The organism is Rathayibacter sp. AY1B6, from assembly GCF_002932755.1.
Lineage (GTDB): Bacteria > Actinomycetota > Actinomycetes > Actinomycetales > Microbacteriaceae > Rathayibacter.
Genome location: NZ_PSWL01000004.1, coordinates 14,151 through 33,555, shown reverse-complemented (window position 1 = coordinate 33,555; position 19,405 = coordinate 14,151). Strand labels below are relative to the sequence as shown.

Here is a 19,405-nt window from a genome sequence, read left to right as displayed (position 1 = left end):
GGATGACCACGCGTGACGACCACATCGCCGACTTCGCCGAGTTCCTGACCGCCTCCCCCTCCTCGTACCACGCGGCCGCCGAGGCGGCACGTCGCCTCGAGGGAGCCGGATTCACGGGGCTGGACGAGACGCAGGCGTGGCCCGCGGGGCCCGGCCGGTACTACGTCGTCCGCGACGGCGCGATCATCGCCTGGCACCTGCCCGAGGGCTCCGGGGCGACCACGCCCTTCCGCATCCTGGGCGCCCACACCGACTCCCCCGGCTTCATGCTCAAGCCCCGGCCGACGATCGGCTCGAAGGGCTGGCTGCAGGCCGGCGTCGAGATCTACGGCGGCCCGCTGCTCAACTCCTGGCTCGACCGCGAGCTCGAGCTGGCCGGGCGCGTGGTCACCCGCGACGGCTCGACGCGCCTGCTCCGGACCGGTCCGCTGCTGCGCATCCCGCAGCTCGCGATCCACCTCGACCGCACGGCGAACGAGGGCCTCACCCTCGACCGCCAGAAGCACACCGTCCCCGTGTTCGGCGTCGGCGACGCCTCCGAGGTCGACCTGCTCCAGCTGCTCGCCGCGCACGCCGGGCTCGACGACGCCTCCGACATCGCCGGCTACGACCTGCTCACCGCCGACACGCAGGCGCCGCGCCGCTTCGGCCTCGACGAGATGTTCCTCGCCGCCGGGCGGATGGACGACCTCAGCTCCGTGCACGCCGGCCTCGTCGCACTCCTCGCGGCGAGCGCCGATCCCGCGGCGCCGCCCTCGCACATCAGCGTGCTCGCCGCCTTCGACCACGAGGAGCTCGGCTCGGCGAGCCGGTCCGGAGCGAGCGGGCCGTTCCTCGAGGACGTCCTCTCGCGCATCGGCACGGCCCTCGGCGCCGGCATCGACGAGCGCGCCCGGGCGATCGCCGCCTCCTGGTGCCTCTCGGCCGACGCGGGCCACTCCGTGCACCCCAACTACTCCGAGAAGCACGACCCCGCGAACCAGCCGGTCGCCGGGAAGGGGCCGCTGCTCAAGATCAACGCGACCCAGCGCTACGCGACGGATGCGCGCGGCGCGGGGCTGTGGGCGGGCGTCTGCGAGCGCGCCGGCGTCGGGTACCAGGAGTTCGTCTCGAACAACTCGGTGCCGTGCGGATCCACGATCGGCCCGCTGACCGCGACCCGGCTCGGCATCTCCACGGTCGACGTGGGAACGCCGCTGCTCTCGATGCACTCGGCGCGCGAGCTCGCCCACGTGGACGACCTGGTCGCCCTGACCGCGGCGATCGAGGCGTTCTTCACTCCCTAGGCCGGACCTGCGCACGGCGGACGGAGAGGCCGGACCTGCACCCGCGAGGCGGGGAGACCGGACGGGCGCAAGCGAGGCTGAGAGACCGGGTCCTGCTCCAGGCGGACCGTCGGCCGCTCTCAGCCTCGATTCGTGCACGTCTCAGTCGCCGGGCGGCCGCCGGCGCTGCTGCTTCGTCTCGGAGCGCTGCTGTTTCGCCGCGAGACGGCGGCGAGTGGAGCCGCGCGTGGGCCGGGTCGGCCGCCGCGGGGCGGAGGGGGGCGCGAGGGCCGCGGTGATGATCCCGCGGAGCAGCTCGAGGGCCGTCTCCCGGTTGCGCAGCTGCGAGCGCTCCTGCGCCACCGTGACGGTGACCGCTCCGGAGACGAGCCGCCGCCCGAGGCGCTCGAGCAGGCGGGAGCGCTGCTCGTCCGAGAGGGCCGTCGACTCCTCGACGTTCCAGGTGAGCTGCACGCGGCTGTCGGAGGTGTTCACGTGCTGCCCGCCGGGCCCGGAGGAGCGGGAGAACCGCCACTGCAGCTCCGATGCGGGGACGACGAGCCCCGGCCGCACCTCGAGATCCATGCGGCAAGCCTGGCACGCGCCCACCCCGGAGCGGGAGCGACGGCGATCCGCTCCCGAAGGCGGTGTCCTCTTCCGGACGTGTCCGCTACAGGCTCTTGTCCCCGCGGCGGTCACGTCCGGACACTGGAGAGGTGCCCGGGCGGGCGCATCGGCCGACTCCTCAGGGCCACCCGAAGGCGTCGAGGGGTCGGCCGCACGGCTCGGTCCCGCGGGAGCTCAATCGCGCGGCACCGTCTCGGCGAGGTCGATCTCGCCGTCGTCCAGCGCACCAGGCTCGGGCGACTCCGGAGCGAGGAGCACCGGCTCGCCGGCGTCGCCGTCGCGGGTGCGCGAGTCCGCCGCCCACGCCGTGCCGAGCGCGAAGAGCGTCGCCACTCCGTAGTGCTCCATCGCGGCGGCGACGCGGCGGCGGCCGGTCCGCGGATTCATGCCGAGCCGGTGCGAGGCGGTCTCGAGCGTGACGCCCTGGCGCATCAGCCGGAGCAGCGGCAGCCAGCTCTGGTCGACGGCTCCGATCGGCGCGGCCTGCCGCCACAGCACCTCGAAGTACGACTCGACCAGCCCCGCCAACGCCGCGTGGCGCACGCCGAGCACGCTGGTCGGCTTCGTCTCGCCCCGCTCGAACGGGACGGCGAGGTGGTCGCCGTCGACCCAGAACCAGCTCGGCGGGCTCTCGAGGAGCCGGTACTCGACGCCCGCCGCCTGGTACGCCTCTACCCGGGCGAGCACCCGCGGGTCGCGCGCGCCGGCGGCCGGCATGATCACGCGCACCCGGTCCTTCGCCGCGAGCGCGTGCCCGAAGCGGATCGCCCGCTCCGTCGGCGGGTCGAGGAACCGCTCCACATTCGGGAGCACCGCCACGAGCGAGCCGGAGTCGCGCCGGACGAGGTCGAACCAGAGGTCCTCGGACGCGTGCGGACCGTGGCGGAGGAGGGTCGGCACGGGATCCGTCGTGTCCTCGCCGACCCGCCAGGCGCCGAGCAGCATCGGCAGGCCGGCGACGACGCGCTCGATCCCGTCCAGCGACTCCCTGCCCGCCCGCCGCGCCGACTCGGTGTGCCGAGCGATGGCGGCGGCCGCCCACTCCATCGGCGCCGGGAAGTCGAGCTGCTCACCCTCGCCGCCCATGAGCCCCCGACCGCGGAGCCGCTCGATCGCCGCGGCGACCTCGCCCTCGTCGATGTGGGTCAGCTCCGCCGCGTCGGCCAGAGTCGCCGGCCGTCCCCGCAGCAGCGCAGCCAGGAGTCCGTCGTCGTCCATGCGTCTCCTTCGCTGTGGGCCGTCACCCGAGGGTGCCGTCTCCGGGGTCCGGGGAGCAAGGGACGCGCGGCTCGTCGAGCGCGACTCCGGGTTCGATGCCCGTCGCGCCGACCTCCGCGTCGAGCGAGGAGATCGTGCCGAGCGCCTCACGGCACGCCCTACGCCGGAAGCCGCCGTGCACGCTCGACCCTCGGATCCGGCGTGCACGGCGGCTTCTGGCGTGCACGGGCCAGTCCTCCACCGCAGGCGGGTCGGGCGGGCGGGCAGCGGGGGCGGGACACTCGATCCGTCACCTTCAGCCCGACGCGCCTCGAGATGCACCGTCGCGGACGAGCAGGGCCGCGGCGAACAGCCCGCCGATCGAGCCGCCGACGATCCCCACGTCGAGCGGTCGCACCGCTCCTCCTGCTGCCATGTGCGCGACCGTACCGGCGCGCGTGCGGCGCCCGTTCCTTCAGACGGCGGAACAGCGCCCCTCAGGCGCGGTCGTCCGCCCGCAGCGACCGGATCATCCCGCGGAGCAGGCGGGCCGCCGCCTGCCGCTCCTCCTCCGCGAGCCCCTCCAGCATCCGCAGCTCCACCCCGCGGACGGCGGCGGAGGCCTCGGCGAGGCTGCGGCGCCCGCGCTCGGTGAGCCGGGCGGGGAGCGCCTTGCCGACCGGAGCCGCGTCGGGGCGGCTGACGACGCCGTCGCGCTCCAGGGTCTGCAGCAGGACGTTCATCGACTGCCGGGTGACGAAGGCGCCCCGCGCGAGCTGCGAGTTGGAGAGGCCCGGCTTCTGGGCGAGGAGCTCGAGGCAGGAGTAGTGGGTGACCGTCATCCCGAGCGGGCGCAGCACCGCCTCCATCGCCGCGCGCAGGGCGCTCGACGCCTCCTTGAGGAGGTAGCCGAGCGAGGTCTCGAGGTCGATGCCGTCTTGACTCATGTCAGTATTCTGACATACGCTACGGTGTGTCAGAAAGCTGACACAACCGAGGAGGAACCCCATGCCCGTCACCGGCCCCGACTTCGTCTCGCTCCAGGTCCGCGACCTCGCGGCGTCCCAGGCGTTCTACGAGCAGTACCTCGGCCTGGTCCGCTCGCCCGCCGGCCCGCCGCACGCCGTCGTCTTCACGACGACTCCGATCGCCTTCGCCCTGCGCGACCTCGCGCCGGGGACCGACCTCGACTCCGCCTCCCGCCCCGGGGTGGGCGCCGCGATCTGGCTGCACGCGACCGGCGTGCAGGAGATCCACGACGCGCTCGTCTCCGACGGGCACCCCGTCGTCGCGGCTCCGATCGACGGCCCGTTCGGCCGCACCTTCACCTTCGCCGACCCGGACGGGTACCACGTCACCCTGCACGACCGCGCCTGAGCGGCGCGGCTCCCGGGCCGGGCGCCTCAGCCCATCGCGCGCAGCTGGGCGGCGAAGAGATGCAGCGAGCGGTCGACCTCGGGCAGCGCCGGCGTCCGGTTGAGGTGCCCGTGGGGCATCCCGGCCGCCAGGTGCCCGGTCACGGCGACGCCCGCCTCCGCGAGCTGGCGCAGGAGCAGCTCGGCCGACCCCCGCAGCTCGTCGTACTCGTTCACGAGGACCGTGACCGGAGGCAGACCCGCCAACGGCGCGGAGCCGGGCAGCGCCTCGACGGGCAGGTCGGAGATCCGGCCGAGGTAGGTGCGCACCATGCCCTCGATGCTCGACGGAGGGAAGCGGAGGACCGGCGGCAGCTCGCGCAGCTCGGCCGCGATCGCGTCGTCGACGGCGGGGTTGGGGAAGTGCGCGAAGGGGTAGGCCAGGAGCACGTGCTCCGGCAGCCGAGCGCCGGCGTCGCGCTCGCGGAGGACCGCGCCGAGGGCGAGAGCCGCTCCCGCGCTCGCGCCGCCGATCGCGACGGGCGTGGATCCGGCCTCCGTGGAGCGGAGGTGGCGCCAGGCGGCGTGCACGTCGTCGAGCGGGACGGGGTAGCGGACGTCGGGGCCGGCGAGCCGGTAGTCGACGGAGACGACCCGGGCCCGCGCCCGGTGGGCGAGCTCCGCAGCGACGACGTGCGACTCGCGCATGTCGACGCTGCCGGCGGCGAACCCCCCTCCGTGCACCCAGAGCAGAGCGCGCTCGGGAGCAGCGGGGGCGTACACGCGCAGCGGGACCGGCCCGTGCGGGCCGGGCGCCGACTCCGTGACGACGTCGACCCCCTCGGGAAGCGACCAGGGCCCCGGATCCTCCTCGAAGGCGGCCATGCGGGCGGCCTGCTCGGCGTCGAGCGGATACGCGAGGCCGACCAGGAGGGGCAGCCGAGCGGCGAGGTACGGATCTAGCGGCATCGGCGCCTCCTGCGGGGTCGGGGTCGCGGACCACGCTAGTCCGGCCGCGGGTCCTCGAGCGGCGCCGGCTCAGCCGCGGCGCTGCAGGAGCAGCACGCCGTCCAGGAGCACGGCGGCCGTGCCGTCGGGAGCGGTCACGGCGCGCTCCCGCGTCTCGACGAGCTCCGCGGTCCAGTCGGCGGGGTCGAGGGCCAGCTCGGCGAGCTCCTCCTCCGGGCCGACGAGGTGCATCGCTCCGTGGCGGTGGTCGTCGCCGCTCGCCCACGGCGGGGGCGCGGCGTGCGAGACGACGGCGAGGCGGCCGCCGGGAGCGACGACGGAGGCGGCCCGCCGCAGCACGTCGATCCGCGGGAACTCGGCCATCGAGTGCAGGAAGCTCGCCGCCACCAGGTCGAACTCCCCCACGACCGGCCAGTCCTCGGCGAGGTCGGCCTGCACGAAGTCCACCTCGGCGCCCCGCTCGGCCGCGGCCGCGCGGGCCCGGCCCAGCGCCGTCTCGGAGAGGTCGAGCCCGGTCACGCGCCAGCCGAGCGACGCCAGCCACAGCGCGTCCGCCCCCTCGCCGGCGCCGAGGTCGAGGGCGCGGCCCGGGGGCAGCGAGCCGACCAGCCGGACCAGCGTCGCGTTCGGCCGGCCCGACCAGATCCGATCGGAGTCGGCGTAGCGCGCCTCCCACTGCTCGCGTGCGGTGCTCATGCTGCTCCTCGTCCCCGGGCGCAGGGGCACCCGGGTCGAGGATGCCGCGCCGCCGCTCCGGCCGCCAGCGGTCGTGCCGAAGCGGCACGGGCCCGTGTCCGCGGACGAGACGGCCGGACGGAGCCGCGGCGCCGGGCGGACCCGCCGGACGCACTTCCCCGACACGACCTGCGCCGATTAGCGTCGGGGCATGGCCCTCCGACTCGAAGAGATCATCGTCGACTGCACCGACTTCCGGACCCTCGGTCACTGGTGGCAGGAGGCGCTCGGCTGGGACGTCGTGGACGAGGACGAGGACGGCATCGAGCTGCTCGCCCCGTCGGGCCGCGGGCCGAGTCTGCTCTTCCTCGACGTGCCCGAGCGCAAGACCGTGAAGAACCGCCTGCACCTGGATTTCGTGCCGGACGACCAGGAGGCGGAGGTCGCGCGGCTGGTCGCCCTGGGGGCGACGCGGTCCGATGTCGGGCAGGGCGAGCAGTCGTGGGTCGTGCTCGCCGACCCGGAGGGCAACGAGTTCTGCATCCTCTCGGCGCGGGAGTGAGAGCGCTTCCACTTTCCAGGACGGTTGTCGGGAAAGCGCTTCCATGCGCACGCATCGAAAAGGATCCTGAGATGTCAAGGGTAGAACGATCGTTCTCGACTCCCTAGCATCGCCTCCGACGCGTTGTCCGACCGGGAGCGCGCGGAGCCGAGGAGTCACCGTGACCACCTACGACAGACCTGTCGCCGCCGTCGGCATGACGCAGTCGCAGCAGCAGGGCGAGCTGCTCGCCGGCCGCGCCCTCGAGAACCGCGCCCTCGGCCTCTACGCGTACGCCTACCGCCTCACGCTCTCGGACTCCGCGGCGAGCGCCGCCCTCCGCCACGCCGCGGTCACCGTCCGCAGCGGACGGCCGCAGGGACTCGACGACACGGGCACCCTCGACCTGATGCGCACCGAGGTCGGTCGCGCGAGCGTGCAGCGCGGCGGCTCCGCGATGGAGCGCGCCGAGCAGGCCGCCCCGGCGATCAGCGAGGACGACCTGCTGCGCTCGGGCTTCCACCGCCGCCTGCACGCCCTGCCGACGCTCGAGCGTCAGGCCTGGCTGCTCCGCCACACCGGCGGCCACGACGTCGACGCGATCGCGGCGATGCTGCAGGAGTCCGCGGAGCGCATCCGCTCGGCCCTCGCCTCGGCCGCCCGCACGCTGGTCGCGGGCGAGCTGGCCGAGAGCGAGTCCGCGGAGTAGCGCGGCACGAGGTGCCCGAGAGACGCCGGGTCCAGCCGGCGGCGCCCCTCAGGCGTCTGGGACCCGGCCGCGACTCGGCGCGACCGGGAAGGCGGAATCAGTCGAGGTAGTCGATGTCGTCCCACGGCCGGTGGACGTCGCCGGTGTCGCGGTCGTCGTCCGGCACCTCGAGCTCCTCGAAGATCACCGGCACGCCCGTCGAGATCAGGACGCTGACCTGGCGGTTGCCCACGATCACGAAGTCGACGAGGCCTCCTCCGGCCTGTGTCGCCTCGGTCGCCGACCGCTTCAGATCGGCGACGTCGGTCCCCTGGGACAGCCCGTAGGCCTTGCCCTCGATGGTGACGGTGGTGCGGATCATGTGGCGCTGCTGCTCCTCGGCTCGATCGGTTCAGAGTACGAATCGCGGAAGACGGCTGCCAGGCCTTGCGGTGGAGGCTCGCGGCTGCCACGGGTGAAGGGGCCGGCTGAGGCGAGCGGCGTCCGGAGCCGAGGTCAGAAGCAGCGGGACGGGCCGCTCGGGCGGATCCGCCGCTCCTGACCTCGGTTACGGACGCCGGGCGGCGGAGTCAACCGGGCGCGGTGGCCGGAACGCGCGCCGTAGCGTTGACGGCGTCCGCACGTTCCGCATCCAGCGACAAGGAGGATCCGATGACCGAGAAGAACACTCCCGAGGACCCGCAGACCACCGACCCCGAGCACGTCGACCCCGAGACGGCCACCGACCCCGAGGGCGACCCGGTCGAGAACCCGTCGGGCTGACGCCCTCACCGGAACGGCCCGCGGCCGCCGGGACACCGCTGTGAAGGCGACGTTCCGGCGGTCGCGGGCCGTTCCCGTGTCCGGCGCCGTCATACTGGCGGAGTGCAGGCCGACGACGACGAGCGCAGGGATCTCGAGCGGATCCTGTCGGCCCGACCCCGCGAGGACGGCGCCGACCGGGACGAGCGGCGCGAGGCGCTGCGGCGGCTCGGCGAGCTGGAGGCGGAGGACGCGCCTCCCGGAGCGTCGCGGTCCGGCGCGCAGACCGGCGCCGCGCTGTTCGGGGCGCAGCCGGGCGCCGCACATCCCGGCACGGCGACCGACCCGCGTCTCCCCCTGTCCGCGACCGCACTCCCGCTGTCGGCGGCCACCGGCTCCGAGACTCCGGAGTCGCCCGCCGAGCACCCCGACCGGCGCGCCCCGCGGGCGCCCCACCCTCGCCGCCGCCGCCTCGTGCTCGCCGCCGCGATCGTCGGCGGAGCCGCGGTCGGCGCGATCGTCCCCACCGCGCTCCTCCTCCCGCCTCCGGCCGATCCCGTCACCACGCCGACCGCCTCCGCCACTCCCGCCGACCGCTTCGCCGCGCTCGTCGAGGGCTGGGAGCCGACCACCGACGTCCCGCCGGGCCTCGCCCTGCTCGCCGGCGAGGCCGTCGTCTACGGGTCCGGGTTCGACACCGCCGAGAACGACCGCCTGCTGATCACCGAGCCGAACGGCACCACGGTGTGCCTCGCCGTGCAGCGCCCGGACGCGTCCTTCTTCGCCGGCTGCACCGGCTCCGAGGCGTTCTTCGCCGGGGAGCCCCTCCGGGTCAGCGGCACGACGCTCCGCAGCGGCGCCCCGGTGTACACGCAGATCCTCCTCCGCCCGGACGGCACGATCGAGGGCGGCTACCAGCTGGTGCCGGAGTCGCCGCAGCCCGAGGCGGCGGAGCCCGGAACGGTGGAGTCCGGAGCAGCGGCGCCCGGTGCGGCGGACCCCGCGACCAGCGAGCCCTGAGCCGCTAGGCGCGCGTCGCCTCCGCCGCGTCCGCGATCACCTCGAACACGGACGCCGTCCGCTCCCACACCGCGCGCTGCCGCTCCGCTCCCGTGCCCCGCGCCAGGACCCGTTCGACGCCGCGCGCCGCGACCTCCTCGTCGCCCGACTCCGCCAGCGCCCGACCCGCGTGGTCGAGCAGGCGCGCCAGCACCGCAGAGGCGGGGGCCGGGCAGCCGTCCACCGGATCGATGAGGTCGCCGGTCGTGCCGTGGCGGCTCGCGAGCCAGGAGGAGACGGCGATCACCGGAGTCGGCAGCGGCACGGGCGGGACCCCGGCGCCCGCGTCGCGGACGGCGGTCTCGGCGAGCGCCCGGATCAGGACGGCGATCAGCGCCGAGTCCTCGGCGTGCAGCGGGACGTCGGCGATGCGCACCTCGACGGTCGGGTGCGCCCGCGAGAGGCGGGCGTCGAAGTAGAGCATCCCCTCGTCCAGCAGGACGCCGCAGGAGGTGAGGGAGGCGACGACGCTGCGGTACTGCGCGAGGTCGCCCCAGATCCCGACCGGGCCCGCGGTGGGCCAGCGCCCCCACGACTGGTAGCGCCAGCTGGCGAAGCCGGTGTCGACGCCGGCGCTCAGCGGGGAGTTGGCGCTCAGGGCGAGGAGGGCGGGCAGCCAGCCGCGCAGCCGGTCGAGGACTGCGATGCCCTCCTCCGGCGATCCGATCCCGACATGGACGTGCAGGCCGCAGGTGAACTGCTCGCGGGCGACGAGGCCGAAGCGCTCGGCCATCCGGTCGTAGCGCTCGTCGGCCGAGAGGTGCGGCTCGAACGCGGCGGGGCTGGTCGCCACCGCGACGGCCCGGGCCCCGACCTCGCGGGCGGAGTCGTCGGCCAGGCGGCGGCCCTCGCGCAGGCCCGCCAGCAGCGCGTCGTGCGTGCGGGCGGGAGCGCCGACCGCCTCGATCTGCTCCGCCTTGAGCTCGGCGGCCAGGGCGACCGCCGCGGAGCCGCGGACGGAGCCGAGCAGCAGCGGCGCCGCGGGCGTCGGGAGGAACGTGCCGGCGTCGACGAGGAGGTACTCCTCCTCCACCCCGAAGGTGCGGGCGCTCATCGGAGCGCCTTCCGCTCGAGTCCCCCGCCGCAGCCCACCCGGTCATCCCACCGTGCGGGGCGCCCGCCGGGCAACCGTCCCCGGCCGATGTTCAGCCAGTGGCACGGGCGGCGCTCGCGGACGCCCTGCCGCTCGCGCGCTGTCAAGGCCGGGTGCGGCGGGGCGCGGCGCGGGAGGATCGAGGAACACCCAGAACCGGAGGTCCCCGTGCCCGACAGCACTCCCGAGCAGGACGAGTACGACGTCGCCGTCATCGGCGCAGGACCCGCGGGGACGGCCGCCGCCCTCCGTGCCGCGGAACTGGGAGCGCGCGTCGTCGTGCTCGAGGCCGCGCGTGTCGGCGGCACTTGCGTCAACACCGGCTGCGTGCCCACCCGCGTCCTGGCGAAGACGGCGCGGATGATGCGCGAGACCCGCTCGGCCGGCGACTACGGCATCGAGATCGGCACTCCCGTCCTCGACTGGACCGCGACCGTGCGCCACGTGCACGAGCGCGTGGACCTGGTGCGCTCGATCAAGCGCGAGGCGCAGCGGTTCGAGGAGGCGGGGGTCGACCTGATCCACGAGGGCCGCGCGCGCTTCGTCGACGAGAGCACCCTCGTGCTCGACAGCGGGCGGCGGATCCGCGCGCGCTCGATCATGGTCTGCGTCGGCGGGCACTCGCGGCGGCTGCCGATCCCGGGCGCCGAGCTCGCGACCGTGCCGGAGGACGTGCTCGGGCTGACCGGGCTGCCCCGCCGCGTCGCCGTGATCGGCGGCGGCAACACGGGTGCCCAGCTCGTCACGGTCTTCAACGCGTTCGGCTCCGAGGTGACGCTCCTCGACGTCGCCCCGCGGATCCTGATGACCTCCGACTCCAGCATCTCCGAGCACGTCGCGTCCGCCTTCGAGCGCCAGGGCGTCCGCGTCCGCACCGGGATCGAGACGGTGTCGGGCATCGAGCGGCAGGACGACGGCTCGCTCGCGATCACGTGGCGCGAGGGCGGCGAGGACCGCACAGCCGAGGTCGACGTGGTGATCATGGCCACCGGCTGGCCCGCCGACGTCGAGGACCTGGGACTCGAGAACGCCGGCATCGAGGTCGTCCGCTCGGCGATCCCCGCCGACCAGTACTACCGCACCGTCGTGCCGCACATCTTCGCGGTCGGCGACGCGAACGGGCGCGACATGCTCGTGCAGGCGGCGCAGTTCGAGGCGGAGGCCGCCGCCGAGAACGCGGTGCTCGGCGCGAACCGGCGCACGCCCCAGTTCCTCCTGCCCGCCGGCGGATTCACGGACCCGGACTACGCGGGCGTCGGCTTCACGCAGGAGCAGGCCCGCGAGCGCGATCCGCAGTGCGTCGTCGCCTCGGTGCCGTTCTCGAACCTGGACCGCGCCGTCATCGACGACCGCGAGAACGGGTTCCTCACGCTGATCGCCGACCGGCGCCGCGAGCTGCTGCTCGGCGCGCACGCGGTCGGCGAGAACGCGATCGAGGTCGTGCAGTCGGTGACCACGGCGATGGCGGCCGGAGTCGACCTCGCGACCCTCGCGAACGTCCGCTTCGCCTACCCCACCTACAGCGCGGTGATCGGGATGGCGGCGCGCGCGCTGCTGGCCGAGCCGGCGCGGCCGACCGAGCTGGACTGACGCGCTACCCGATCCCGGGAGGCGACGCCAGCCCCGAACCGGCGGCCCGCCGCCTCCGAATAACTGGAGACGGGCACTCCGCCCGCCCCGCCGAGAGGAACCCCTGTGCCGATCCCCGCTGTCGACTACAACCACGTCCGACTCACCGTCCGCGACATCGCCGTCTCGCGCCCGTTCTACGACTCCGTCTTCGGTTTCGACGTCGCCTTCGAGGCGCCGCCGGCCGACGCGTCGCCGGAGGAGAAGGAGCAGCTGGCGTTCGTGTTCGGCGGAGTGATCTACCAGTTCCCGGGCGGACTGCTGGGCCTGCGCCCCGTCGCACCCGGCGACGACCGCTTCGACGAGGACCGGGTCGGACTCGACCACGTCAGCTTCACCGTCCCCGACCTCGACGCACTGAAGGCCGCCGCAGCCGTCCTCGACGACCTCGGCATCGCGCACGAGCCGATCAAGGACGCCGGCGGCATGAGCCTCCTCGAGTTCCGCGACCCCGACAACATCGCGCTCGAGATCACGTCCCCGAGCTGATCCCGCGCACGAACGGACGGGTCTCGATACGCCGCTCCGCTGCAGACGACCACCAGGCGTCTGCTGATCGAGTAGCGCGCGTATCGAGATCCACCCCCCGCTGGGCGCTACCGGGTCCGGCGCCGGCGGTACGGCGTCGTCGTCGACACCCGCACGAGGCCCGCGCGCTCGAGGATGGGCCGCGAGTACTCGGTCGAGTCGCTGTGCACGAGGGTCTTCCCGAGGTCCCGGGCGGAGGCGGCGCGGGCGGCGGTGACCAGGCCGTAGAGCCCGCGTCCGCGGTACTCCGGCAGCGTCGCTCCGCCCCAGATGCCGGCGAAGGCGGTGCCGGGGACGGGCTCGAGCCGGCCGCCGGACGCCATCCGCCCGTCGACCTCGGCGACCCACAGCTCCATGCCGTCGCCGCGCGCCAGGCGGGCGACGAGCGAGTCGGCGATCGACACGTCGACCTCCTCCTCGAAGGCGGCGTCGATCATGGCGCTGAAGGCGCGGACGTCCGGCTCGTCGACGACCCGCCGCAGCACGACCCCCTCCGGGACCGGCCGGTCCGAGAGCAGCGCCTCGACCGGGCCGATCATGATCGACTCGGCCTCGTCGGGCGCGAAGCCGTTCGCGACGAGCGCGTCGTGCAGGCCGGGGGCCTCGTCGTGGCCGCGGGTCTTCCACTCGACGCGGGTGATGCCGGGATCGGCGTCGAAGTGCGCGCAGGCCGCGGCGACCAGGCGGGCGATCTCCTCGGAGGAGGCGCCGCTGAGGTCGCGGTAGGTGACGAATCCGCGTCCGCCGGCGAAGGTCACCAGACGCAGAGGCCCCTCGCGCGTCACGGAGACGGCGCTCGGGGTCTCGGCGTCGGAGCGGAGCTGGTCGTCGTAGGCGCGGAGGTAGTCGGAGCTCATCGCCCCGACGCTACCCCCGGACCCGGGCGATCAGGTCCTGGATGAAGGGGATGACGTCTTTCGCCTGGTCGACGCTGGCGAATCCGGTCGCGATGAGCGGCCAGATCGAGCCGATGAGCGTCGCGATCACGGCGGCCACCGCAGCGATCCAGGCGAGGGCCGCGGTGCGGGAGAGGAACGAGACCGCGAGGCAGGCCAGGCCGACCGCGTAGCTGATGACGATCGAGAGGACGATCGCGCCGACCGGGACGTCGAGCGCCCCGGCCGTGGTCCCGTCGGCCGCGCCGATCAGCCCGAGGACGGGCAGCAGCACGGCGACGACGACCACGAACGAGAGCACGACGCCCGTGGCGAGCGCGATCCAGGCCGCACGCGGCTTGCGTCGCGCGCCGTACGAGCGGGTGCGCACGGGACTACTCCCGACCGGCGGCGGACGACGCGCGGTCGTCCTCGGAGCGGGGGGCGTCCTCGGAGCGGGTGGCGTCCTCGGAGCGGGTGGCGTCCGAGTCGTCGCGGGCGGCCTCGTCGGCCCGGGCGTCGTCGCGGTCGACGTGCTCGGACTCCGCCGGCGCGACCTCGACCGTCGCGGTGCGGGGGTCGCCGTTGTCGTCGACCGGCTCGACCTGGACGCGGACCACGAACTCCGCGGTCTCGACGACGGCCGGGGCGGCGTGCGTCTCGACGCGGGGGTCGTCCTCGTCGCGCTCGGCGGCGCGCTCGTCGTCGGCCGTCTTCTGGGCGGCTGCGCGCTCGTCGCGCTCGTCGGCCGCGCGGTCCATCGCGTCCGCGGCGTCGTCGGCGGCGTCCGCCAGGCGTCCGCGGGCGGAGTCGACGGCACCGGAGACGGCGTCGCGGGCGTTCCCGACGGCCTCGACGGCGGAGTCGCGGGCGTCGGACGCGGCCCGCTCGGCGGTGTCGACGAGCGGCTCCTTGTCCTCCTCCGGCTTCTCGATCGGATCGAACGGGCCGTGGACGTCGGTCGCCTCGACGTTGACGACGACGTGGCCGCCGGCGACCGGCTCCGCCACGCGCTGCACCTGATCGCGCACGGCGTCCAGGACCTCGCGGACCGGGTGGGGGTACTCGACGACGAGGTCGATGTCGACGGTGGTGACGCCGTCGGCCTTCGAGACCGTCACTCCGGGGACGGTGCTGGTGCCCAGCACGCGGCGGGAGGCGCGGTCGAGGCCGCGGGCGACGGCTCCGCCGAGGTGGTGGACTCCGGACACGCGCTGGGCGCTCTCGCCGGCGGCGGTCGCGACCCGGCTCTCGGTCGTCGCGGGCTCGGACGGCGTCGCGTCCCGGCGGGCGGACTCGCGTCGGCTCTGCTCGTTCGGGGTCGACTGCTCGTCGGTGCGGATGCGCTCGACGGTGCCGGGCTCCATCGGATCGGACATGGGGTGCTCCTTCAGAAAGTCTTCCATCCCGCCTGAGCGGGGCTCTCCGGCCCTCCCGATCGGGAGGGCCGGACGGTGGTGCCGGCGGCTACTGCACGCGGGCGGAGCCGCTCATCTTCGTCCGCAGACCGCTGACGATCTGGATGACGACGGGCGTCTCCTCGCCGAGGAGGGCGTCCCACTGGCGGACGGCCTGGTCGACCGTCTGCCGGGTACGGGCGGGCGAGGCGCCGCGGCGGGTGTGCGCGGTGACGCGCAGCACCTTCTGGTGCTTGATCTCGAACGCGGTCACGTCGACCGCGACGATGGACGGCTCCTGCGACAGAGCCTCCTCGAGGACCTGCTCGGCGACCTTCGCGTCGATGGTGACGGAGCCGCCCGTGGGCGTCCCCGCTCCCTCTCCGGAGCCGACGCGCAGCAGCGTGGAGGTGCGGCCGCGGCCCTGGCGCACGATGAAGCGCACCAGCAGCAGGATGAGGACGAGCGCGACGACCGCGATGACCCAGAGGATCCACGGGGTGCCGCCCGAGAGGGCCTGGCTCGTGGGGTCGGCCGCGTCCTGCGCGGCGGTGGACACGTTCTCCTGGACCTGCGGGAGCAGCGACCCCACCGCGACGGCGCCGCCGGCGAGGAGGAGGACGAGGCCCACGACGAACAGGAGCAGCCGGTTGAGGAATCGGTTCGTGGTGGTCATCAGCGGACCGTTCCCTTCTCGGACAGGCGCACCTTGGAGCGCAGGCGCGGGGTGCAGTCGAACGTGGCGAGCTCGGCGTCGACGGCCTCGCGGATCGGCGTGACGTCGATGCTGCGGCCGGAGGTGCGGGAGACCGTCACGTCGACGACGCGGGATCCGACCGACACCGACACGTTGTCCGGGTCGACGTCACCGGCGTAGCCGGCGGTGCGGGCGACGGCCTGCGCGATGACGCGGTCGTCGACGATCGCCGCGGTGCGGTCCGTACTGACGGCGCGACGGCCTCGACGGCCGGGCTTGAGCGACACGACGATCAGGACGAGCCCGATCAGCGCGAGAACGGCGCCGGCGGCGGCGGTCAGCGCGATGGGCGCTGCGGCCGCGTTCAGCAGCGAGGACGCTCCGTCCTGGGGAGCCACGAGCAGCGCGGGCTGCCCGAGGACGGCGAGGACCGCCTCCGTGCCCAGCCACGCGAACAGGAGGATGAGCAGCACGGCGAGGACGATCGCCGATCCGGAGCGGGACGAGTGCGTCTCGCGCCGCACCAGGCGCGGGTAGAGCGCCCGGCCGGCAGTGGTGGGAGTCGTCACGACACCCTCCTTCGTTCTCGGAGGTCGGCACCGGTGATCCGGAGGTCGACCCGGCCGATCGTGGAGCCCGTCAGTTCGAGGCAGCGCGAGCGGATGGTCGTCTGCGCCCGGCTGAGTCGGTCCAGCAGCGTCCCGGAGGAGCGGCGGCCCGTCTCGCCCAGGGGCGTGACGTGGATGGGGGCGTGCGCGACGACGTGGAGGCGTCCTCCCTCGTCGTCGAGCTCGACGGAGACGTCGGACGAGTTCACGTCGAGCGCCTCCGCGGTGACGGCCGACACGACTCGGCGCACGGCGCGCGAGCTGATCGTCGTGCGGCCGTGGCTGGCCTCGTCGGCCATCACCGCCGCGGTCACGAGGACCGCCGCCCGCGGAGGGTGTCGCCGAGGGAGCGCAGGTCGAGCTTGCCCTCGACGACCCGCCCGACGCCGTAGCCGATCGCCATGGCGAGGGCGACCCAGAGGAGCGCCCAGAAGCCGAAGACGAGAGCCGTCAGCGCGAGAACCGCGCCGAGGACCAGGCCGATGTGGGACGGAGTCACTTGACGCGGCTCTCGGTCTCGTCGTCCTTGTCGTCCGAGGGGATGAAGACGTCGGAGATGGTGACGTTCACCTCGGCGACCTCCATGCCGACGACCGAGGAGATGGCCTCGGAGACGGCGGAGCGGACGCTGTCGGCGAGCTTCTGCAGCGCGACGGGGTACTCGGCGACGACGGTGATGTCGGCGGCGACCTGCTTCTCGCCGACCTCGACGGAGATGCCCTGGCCGCGGTCCTGCGCGTTGATCGCGTTGCGGATGGCGCCGATGGCGCGGGCGGCGCCGTTGCCCAGGTCGTGCACGCCGGGGACCTCGCGGGCCGCGATGCCGGCGACCTTCTCGACGACGCCGTCGGCGATCGTGTTCTTGCCGGCCGAGGTAGCGGTGCCGTGCTTGGCCGAGGAGGCGTTGGCGAGGCTGGTGGGGGTGACGTTGGTCATGATCTTCTCCAGATGGTCAGAGGTCGTGGCCGGGGGCCGCGGTGCTCACGATCCGTGGCACATGATGAAGACGTGGCCCGAGGCCCGGACGTCCCGGTGGCTCAGCCAAGGTGCAGGAAACGTCGAGCGCGAATGCGTTTCGCGGCCAGCGGGCTGCACAGGCCCCCGCGGAGCACTCGCGGAGCGGCCAGCGGAGTGCACAGGGCGCGACAGGCCGCGGGTGCCGCGACGGTGCGGCCCTCGTGCGCATCGAGCCGATGACCGTCGATATTTCCAGGGTCGACGGCGGAGTCGACGACGCGGCGGCCGACGAGCGGCCGGCATGCGCGCCGACGTCGCCAGGGACACTCCCGCGAGCGAGGTGGTTGCGCAGTCCGGTCGTGTGCACGTGCCGAAGACCACCCGCGGACGTTCACCTCTGCGATCGCCGGAGCGCGGCGAGCAGGCCCGCTCGTCCCTGTCGGCGGTCCGATCGAGGGCCGCAGCGATCTGCTCAGCGGTCGGCAGCGCTGCCTGCTCGGCCGGCGGAAGTGGGTCAGAGGTGCAACCGAGACGGCCGTCAGCGCGTGGCGCTCATCCCTCCTATCCGAGGATCGAGGTCATGTCGGTCTGCTGTGCGAAGGATGCGCGGACGGGATCCGACATAAGCTCCCACACGTGGCAGCCGGCGCAGTGATGTACAACTTCGCGATACAGCTGGCTGATGTGGACCGCGGCGTCTACGAGGACATCACGTTGCGAGCCGCTCGGCACCCCTCCGAGACCGACGCTTACATGATGACGCGCGTGCTCGCGTACTGCCTCGAATACGTGGAGGGGATCACCTTCAGCGAGGGGATCTCGTCGACGGCGACCGAGCCGGCGGTGCTGGTCCGCGATCCCACCGGCAGGCTGACCACGTGGATCGAGGTGGGCGCGCCCGATGCCGAGCGACTGCACTTCGGGAGCAGGCTGGCCGACCGCACGACGGTCTACACGCATCGCAACCCGGAGAAGGTGATCGCGGCGTGGTCGGGCAAGCGCGTCCACCAGCTCGAGCAGATCACCGTCCAGAGCTTCGACCAGGGGTTCCTGGATGCCGCGGTCGCGGTACTCGAGCGCCGCAACACGCTGACCGTGTCGGTCGTCGAGGGGCAGCTGTATCTCGAGTTCAACGGCGTGACGTCGAGCAGCGACATCCACGTGCATCAGCCGGACTGAGCCGGCGCCGAGTGTCACGAGGTCCGTGTCCAGAAGACCGGTCGGAGGACACGATGGAGCATCCTCCGAAACGGTCCCTCGAGAGGCACCCGGAGACGACGAGGGCCCGGCACCGTCCTGGGACGGTCCGGGCCCTCGGGCTCGCAGGGGCTGAGCGTCAGCGGCGCAGCGTGTGGCTCGGCTTCTCGTCGAAGCGCACCTGGTAGGCGCTCGCGAAGCGGCCGAGGTTGCCGAAGCCCCACTCGCGGGCGACCGCGGCGACGGTGGTCGAGCAGGGGTCGCCGGCGATCAGGTCGGAGTGGGCGCGGTCCAGCCGCACGTCGCGCAGGTAGACCGAGGGCGACACTCCGAGGTGCCGCTTCGTCGCCTGCTGCAGGGTGCGGGTGTGCAGACCGGCCGCGCGGGCGGCGTCGGCCGGAGTGATCGGCTCGTGGGCGTGGTGCTGGAGGAAGTCCAGCGCGACGCGGGTCTTCGACGCGGACGGTCGGCGCAGCACGGCCGGCACGTCCCACGCGCGCCACGGGAACAGCAGCAGCAGCACGCGAGCGAGGTCGAGCTCTGCTGTGAAGCGCACCAGCGGTGTGATGGCGGCCGTCGCGAGCGCGGCGGTCGCCTCCGTCACCGCGGCGCGCCAGCGGGCGAGGACTCCCGGGTCGGCCTCGGCCTCGTGGTCGAAGGAGACGGGCTGGCGGGGGCCGGCGTGCGTCTCGGTCGCGACGTCCTCGAGGAACCCGGGGGCGAAGTGGATGAGGTTCTGCCGGTGCGGCTCGAACTCGAGACCGAACTGCCGCTCCGCGGGGAAGAGGAACGGAGCCGACAGCGTGCCGGTGCGGGTGAAGGGCGGCAGGTTCAGGCGTCCGCCGCCGGCCCGGAACCAGCCGACGACGTACTCCTTCAGATGCGGGACCCGGCCGGTGAGGGTGCCGGAGCAGTCGGAGGTGCGCAGGGTCACCCGGTCGCTGCCGCGGACGGCGTAGCGGTAGGAGAAGCCGCGCTGCGACGGAGCGACGCGGAACTCGCCTCCGCCGTACGCCTCGGAGTAGACGGCGGACGCGGCGGACGGATCGTCGCCGGAGGCTTCGTAGCGCCGGTCGGCCCGCTCGTCGCCCGCGAACGGGCTGCCGAGGGTGAAGGTCGACTCGCTCATGACGTCCGCCCGGGGCGGCGGCGGAGGGAGCAGTGCATGGGGGACTTCTTCCGGGTTCGGGGTCCGTGCGCTCGGGGGGACGCACGAGGGGTACGGAATCAAGACGTGTCGAGGAGCCGGAATGTCACGAATCCCGTCTCGTGACGTCCCCCATCGG

General features: G+C 74.0%; 24 protein-coding genes. 8 read left to right on the top strand and 16 right to left on the bottom strand.

What is annotated here, in order from left to right:
• The first annotated feature begins 2 nt into the window (after positions 1–2).
• Complete coding sequence (locus C5D08_RS02890) at positions 3–1,286, top strand: M18 family aminopeptidase (protein ID WP_104275734.1); 1,284 nt, start codon at positions 3–5, stop codon at positions 1,284–1,286.
• A gap of 141 nt (positions 1,287–1,427) precedes the next feature.
• On the opposite strand, the gene arfB is transcribed toward C5D08_RS02890, so the two are convergent.
• The 3 genes from arfB to C5D08_RS02875 all read right to left on the bottom strand — a co-directional run bounded on the left by arfB (position 1,428) and on the right by C5D08_RS02875 (position 4,036).
• Complete coding sequence (gene arfB, locus C5D08_RS02885) at positions 1,428–1,850, bottom strand: alternative ribosome rescue aminoacyl-tRNA hydrolase ArfB (protein ID WP_104275733.1); 423 nt, start codon at positions 1,848–1,850, stop codon at positions 1,428–1,430.
• 216 nt (positions 1,851–2,066) lie between these two features.
• Positions 2,067–3,110, bottom strand: coding sequence for a hypothetical protein (locus C5D08_RS02880; protein ID WP_104275732.1), 1,044 nt, complete (start codon positions 3,108–3,110; stop codon positions 2,067–2,069).
• 476 nt (positions 3,111–3,586) lie between these two features.
• The gene (locus tag C5D08_RS02875; protein WP_104275731.1) at positions 3,587–4,036 is read right to left on the bottom strand and encodes a MarR family winged helix-turn-helix transcriptional regulator; all 450 of its coding nucleotides are present in this window, start codon (positions 4,034–4,036) and stop codon (positions 3,587–3,589) included.
• Positions 4,037–4,097: 61 nt separating this feature from the next.
• On the opposite strand from C5D08_RS02875, the gene C5D08_RS02870 reads away from it, so the two are divergent.
• Positions 4,098–4,466 carry a VOC family protein gene (locus C5D08_RS02870; protein WP_104275730.1) on the top strand — a complete coding sequence of 123 codons (369 nt, stop codon included), beginning with the start codon at positions 4,098–4,100 and terminating at the stop codon, positions 4,464–4,466.
• Positions 4,467–4,492: 26 nt separating this feature from the next.
• Here the strand turns inward: C5D08_RS02870 and C5D08_RS02865 are convergent, their stop codons facing one another.
• Positions 4,493–5,413 (bottom strand): alpha/beta hydrolase fold domain-containing protein, encoded by a 921-nt coding sequence (locus C5D08_RS02865; RefSeq protein ID WP_104275729.1) that lies wholly within the window; start codon positions 5,411–5,413, stop codon positions 4,493–4,495.
• Positions 5,414–5,482: 69 nt separating this feature from the next.
• Positions 5,483–6,109, bottom strand: coding sequence for a class I SAM-dependent methyltransferase (locus C5D08_RS02860; RefSeq protein ID WP_104275728.1), 627 nt, complete (start codon positions 6,107–6,109; stop codon positions 5,483–5,485).
• 190 nt (positions 6,110–6,299) lie between these two features.
• On the opposite strand from C5D08_RS02860, the gene C5D08_RS02850 reads away from it, so the two are divergent.
• Positions 6,300–6,650 carry a VOC family protein gene (locus tag C5D08_RS02850; protein WP_104275726.1) on the top strand — a complete coding sequence of 117 codons (351 nt, stop codon included), beginning with the start codon at positions 6,300–6,302 and terminating at the stop codon, positions 6,648–6,650.
• Positions 6,651–6,810: 160 nt separating this feature from the next.
• Positions 6,811–7,338, top strand: a complete 528-nt coding sequence (locus C5D08_RS02845; protein WP_104275725.1) for a hypothetical protein — start codon at positions 6,811–6,813, stop codon at positions 7,336–7,338.
• A 97-nt stretch (positions 7,339–7,435) separates the two neighbouring features.
• Here C5D08_RS02845 and C5D08_RS02840 read toward each other — a convergent pair whose 3' ends face one another.
• Positions 7,436–7,699 carry a hypothetical protein gene (locus tag C5D08_RS02840; protein WP_104275724.1) on the bottom strand — a complete coding sequence of 88 codons (264 nt, stop codon included), beginning with the start codon at positions 7,697–7,699 and terminating at the stop codon, positions 7,436–7,438.
• Between the two features lie 503 nt (positions 7,700–8,202).
• Between C5D08_RS02840 and C5D08_RS02835 the strand changes: the two genes are divergently transcribed.
• Complete coding sequence (locus C5D08_RS02835) at positions 8,203–9,099, top strand: hypothetical protein (protein WP_104275723.1); 897 nt, start codon at positions 8,203–8,205, stop codon at positions 9,097–9,099.
• Positions 9,100–9,103: 4 nt separating this feature from the next.
• Here the strand turns inward: C5D08_RS02835 and C5D08_RS02830 are convergent, their stop codons facing one another.
• Complete coding sequence (locus C5D08_RS02830) at positions 9,104–10,192, bottom strand: glutamate--cysteine ligase (RefSeq protein ID WP_104275722.1); 1,089 nt, start codon at positions 10,190–10,192, stop codon at positions 9,104–9,106.
• A gap of 207 nt (positions 10,193–10,399) precedes the next feature.
• Between C5D08_RS02830 and C5D08_RS02825 the strand changes: the two genes are divergently transcribed.
• Together C5D08_RS02825 and C5D08_RS02820 are read left to right on the top strand one after the other, a co-directional pair.
• On the top strand, positions 10,400–11,821 hold the full coding sequence (locus tag C5D08_RS02825) for an NAD(P)/FAD-dependent oxidoreductase (protein WP_258067245.1): 1,422 nt from the start codon (positions 10,400–10,402) through the stop codon (positions 11,819–11,821).
• A 105-nt stretch (positions 11,822–11,926) separates the two neighbouring features.
• Entirely contained in the window at positions 11,927–12,349 is a 423-nt protein-coding gene (locus tag C5D08_RS02820; protein WP_104223996.1) for a VOC family protein, read from the top strand.
• A 107-nt stretch (positions 12,350–12,456) separates the two neighbouring features.
• Here C5D08_RS02820 and C5D08_RS02815 read toward each other — a convergent pair whose 3' ends face one another.
• The 8 genes from C5D08_RS02815 to C5D08_RS02780 form a co-directional block, all read right to left on the bottom strand.
• Entirely contained in the window at positions 12,457–13,245 is a 789-nt protein-coding gene (locus C5D08_RS02815) for a GNAT family N-acetyltransferase (RefSeq protein WP_104275720.1), read from the bottom strand.
• Positions 13,246–13,255: 10 nt separating this feature from the next.
• Positions 13,256–13,654, bottom strand: coding sequence for a hypothetical protein (locus tag C5D08_RS02810; RefSeq protein ID WP_104275719.1), 399 nt, complete (start codon positions 13,652–13,654; stop codon positions 13,256–13,258).
• A gap of 4 nt (positions 13,655–13,658) precedes the next feature.
• Positions 13,659–14,642: an Asp23/Gls24 family envelope stress response protein gene (locus tag C5D08_RS02805; RefSeq protein WP_181110175.1), complete on the bottom strand. Its 984-nt coding sequence runs from the start codon at positions 14,640–14,642 to the stop codon at positions 13,659–13,661.
• An 88-nt stretch (positions 14,643–14,730) separates the two neighbouring features.
• Entirely contained in the window at positions 14,731–15,336 is a 606-nt protein-coding gene (locus C5D08_RS02800) for a hypothetical protein (protein WP_104275717.1), read from the bottom strand.
• A complete protein-coding gene (locus tag C5D08_RS02795) occupies positions 15,336–15,926 on the bottom strand; it encodes a DUF6286 domain-containing protein (RefSeq protein ID WP_104225847.1) in 591 nt (196 codons plus the stop codon). The genes C5D08_RS02800 and C5D08_RS02795 overlap by 1 nt, the downstream gene beginning before the upstream one ends.
• Positions 15,923–16,279, bottom strand: a complete 357-nt coding sequence (locus tag C5D08_RS02790; RefSeq protein WP_244230558.1) for a hypothetical protein — start codon at positions 16,277–16,279, stop codon at positions 15,923–15,925. The genes C5D08_RS02795 and C5D08_RS02790 overlap by 4 nt, the downstream gene beginning before the upstream one ends.
• Complete coding sequence (locus tag C5D08_RS02785) at positions 16,276–16,464, bottom strand: DUF2273 domain-containing protein (RefSeq protein WP_104223990.1); 189 nt, start codon at positions 16,462–16,464, stop codon at positions 16,276–16,278. The genes C5D08_RS02790 and C5D08_RS02785 overlap by 4 nt, the downstream gene beginning before the upstream one ends.
• The gene (locus tag C5D08_RS02780; RefSeq protein ID WP_104275716.1) at positions 16,461–16,901 is read right to left on the bottom strand and encodes an Asp23/Gls24 family envelope stress response protein; all 441 of its coding nucleotides are present in this window, start codon (positions 16,899–16,901) and stop codon (positions 16,461–16,463) included. Before C5D08_RS02780 ends, C5D08_RS02785 begins: the two co-directional genes overlap by 4 nt.
• A 657-nt stretch (positions 16,902–17,558) precedes the next feature.
• Between C5D08_RS02780 and C5D08_RS02775 the strand changes: the two genes are divergently transcribed.
• The gene (locus C5D08_RS02775) at positions 17,559–18,101 is read left to right on the top strand and encodes a YaeQ family protein (protein ID WP_104275715.1); all 543 of its coding nucleotides are present in this window, start codon (positions 17,559–17,561) and stop codon (positions 18,099–18,101) included.
• Between the two features lie 157 nt (positions 18,102–18,258).
• Here the strand turns inward: C5D08_RS02775 and C5D08_RS02770 are convergent, their stop codons facing one another.
• Positions 18,259–19,248: a helix-turn-helix transcriptional regulator gene (locus tag C5D08_RS02770; RefSeq protein ID WP_104275714.1), complete on the bottom strand. Its 990-nt coding sequence runs from the start codon at positions 19,246–19,248 to the stop codon at positions 18,259–18,261.
• Positions 19,249–19,405: the final 157 nt, after the last annotated feature.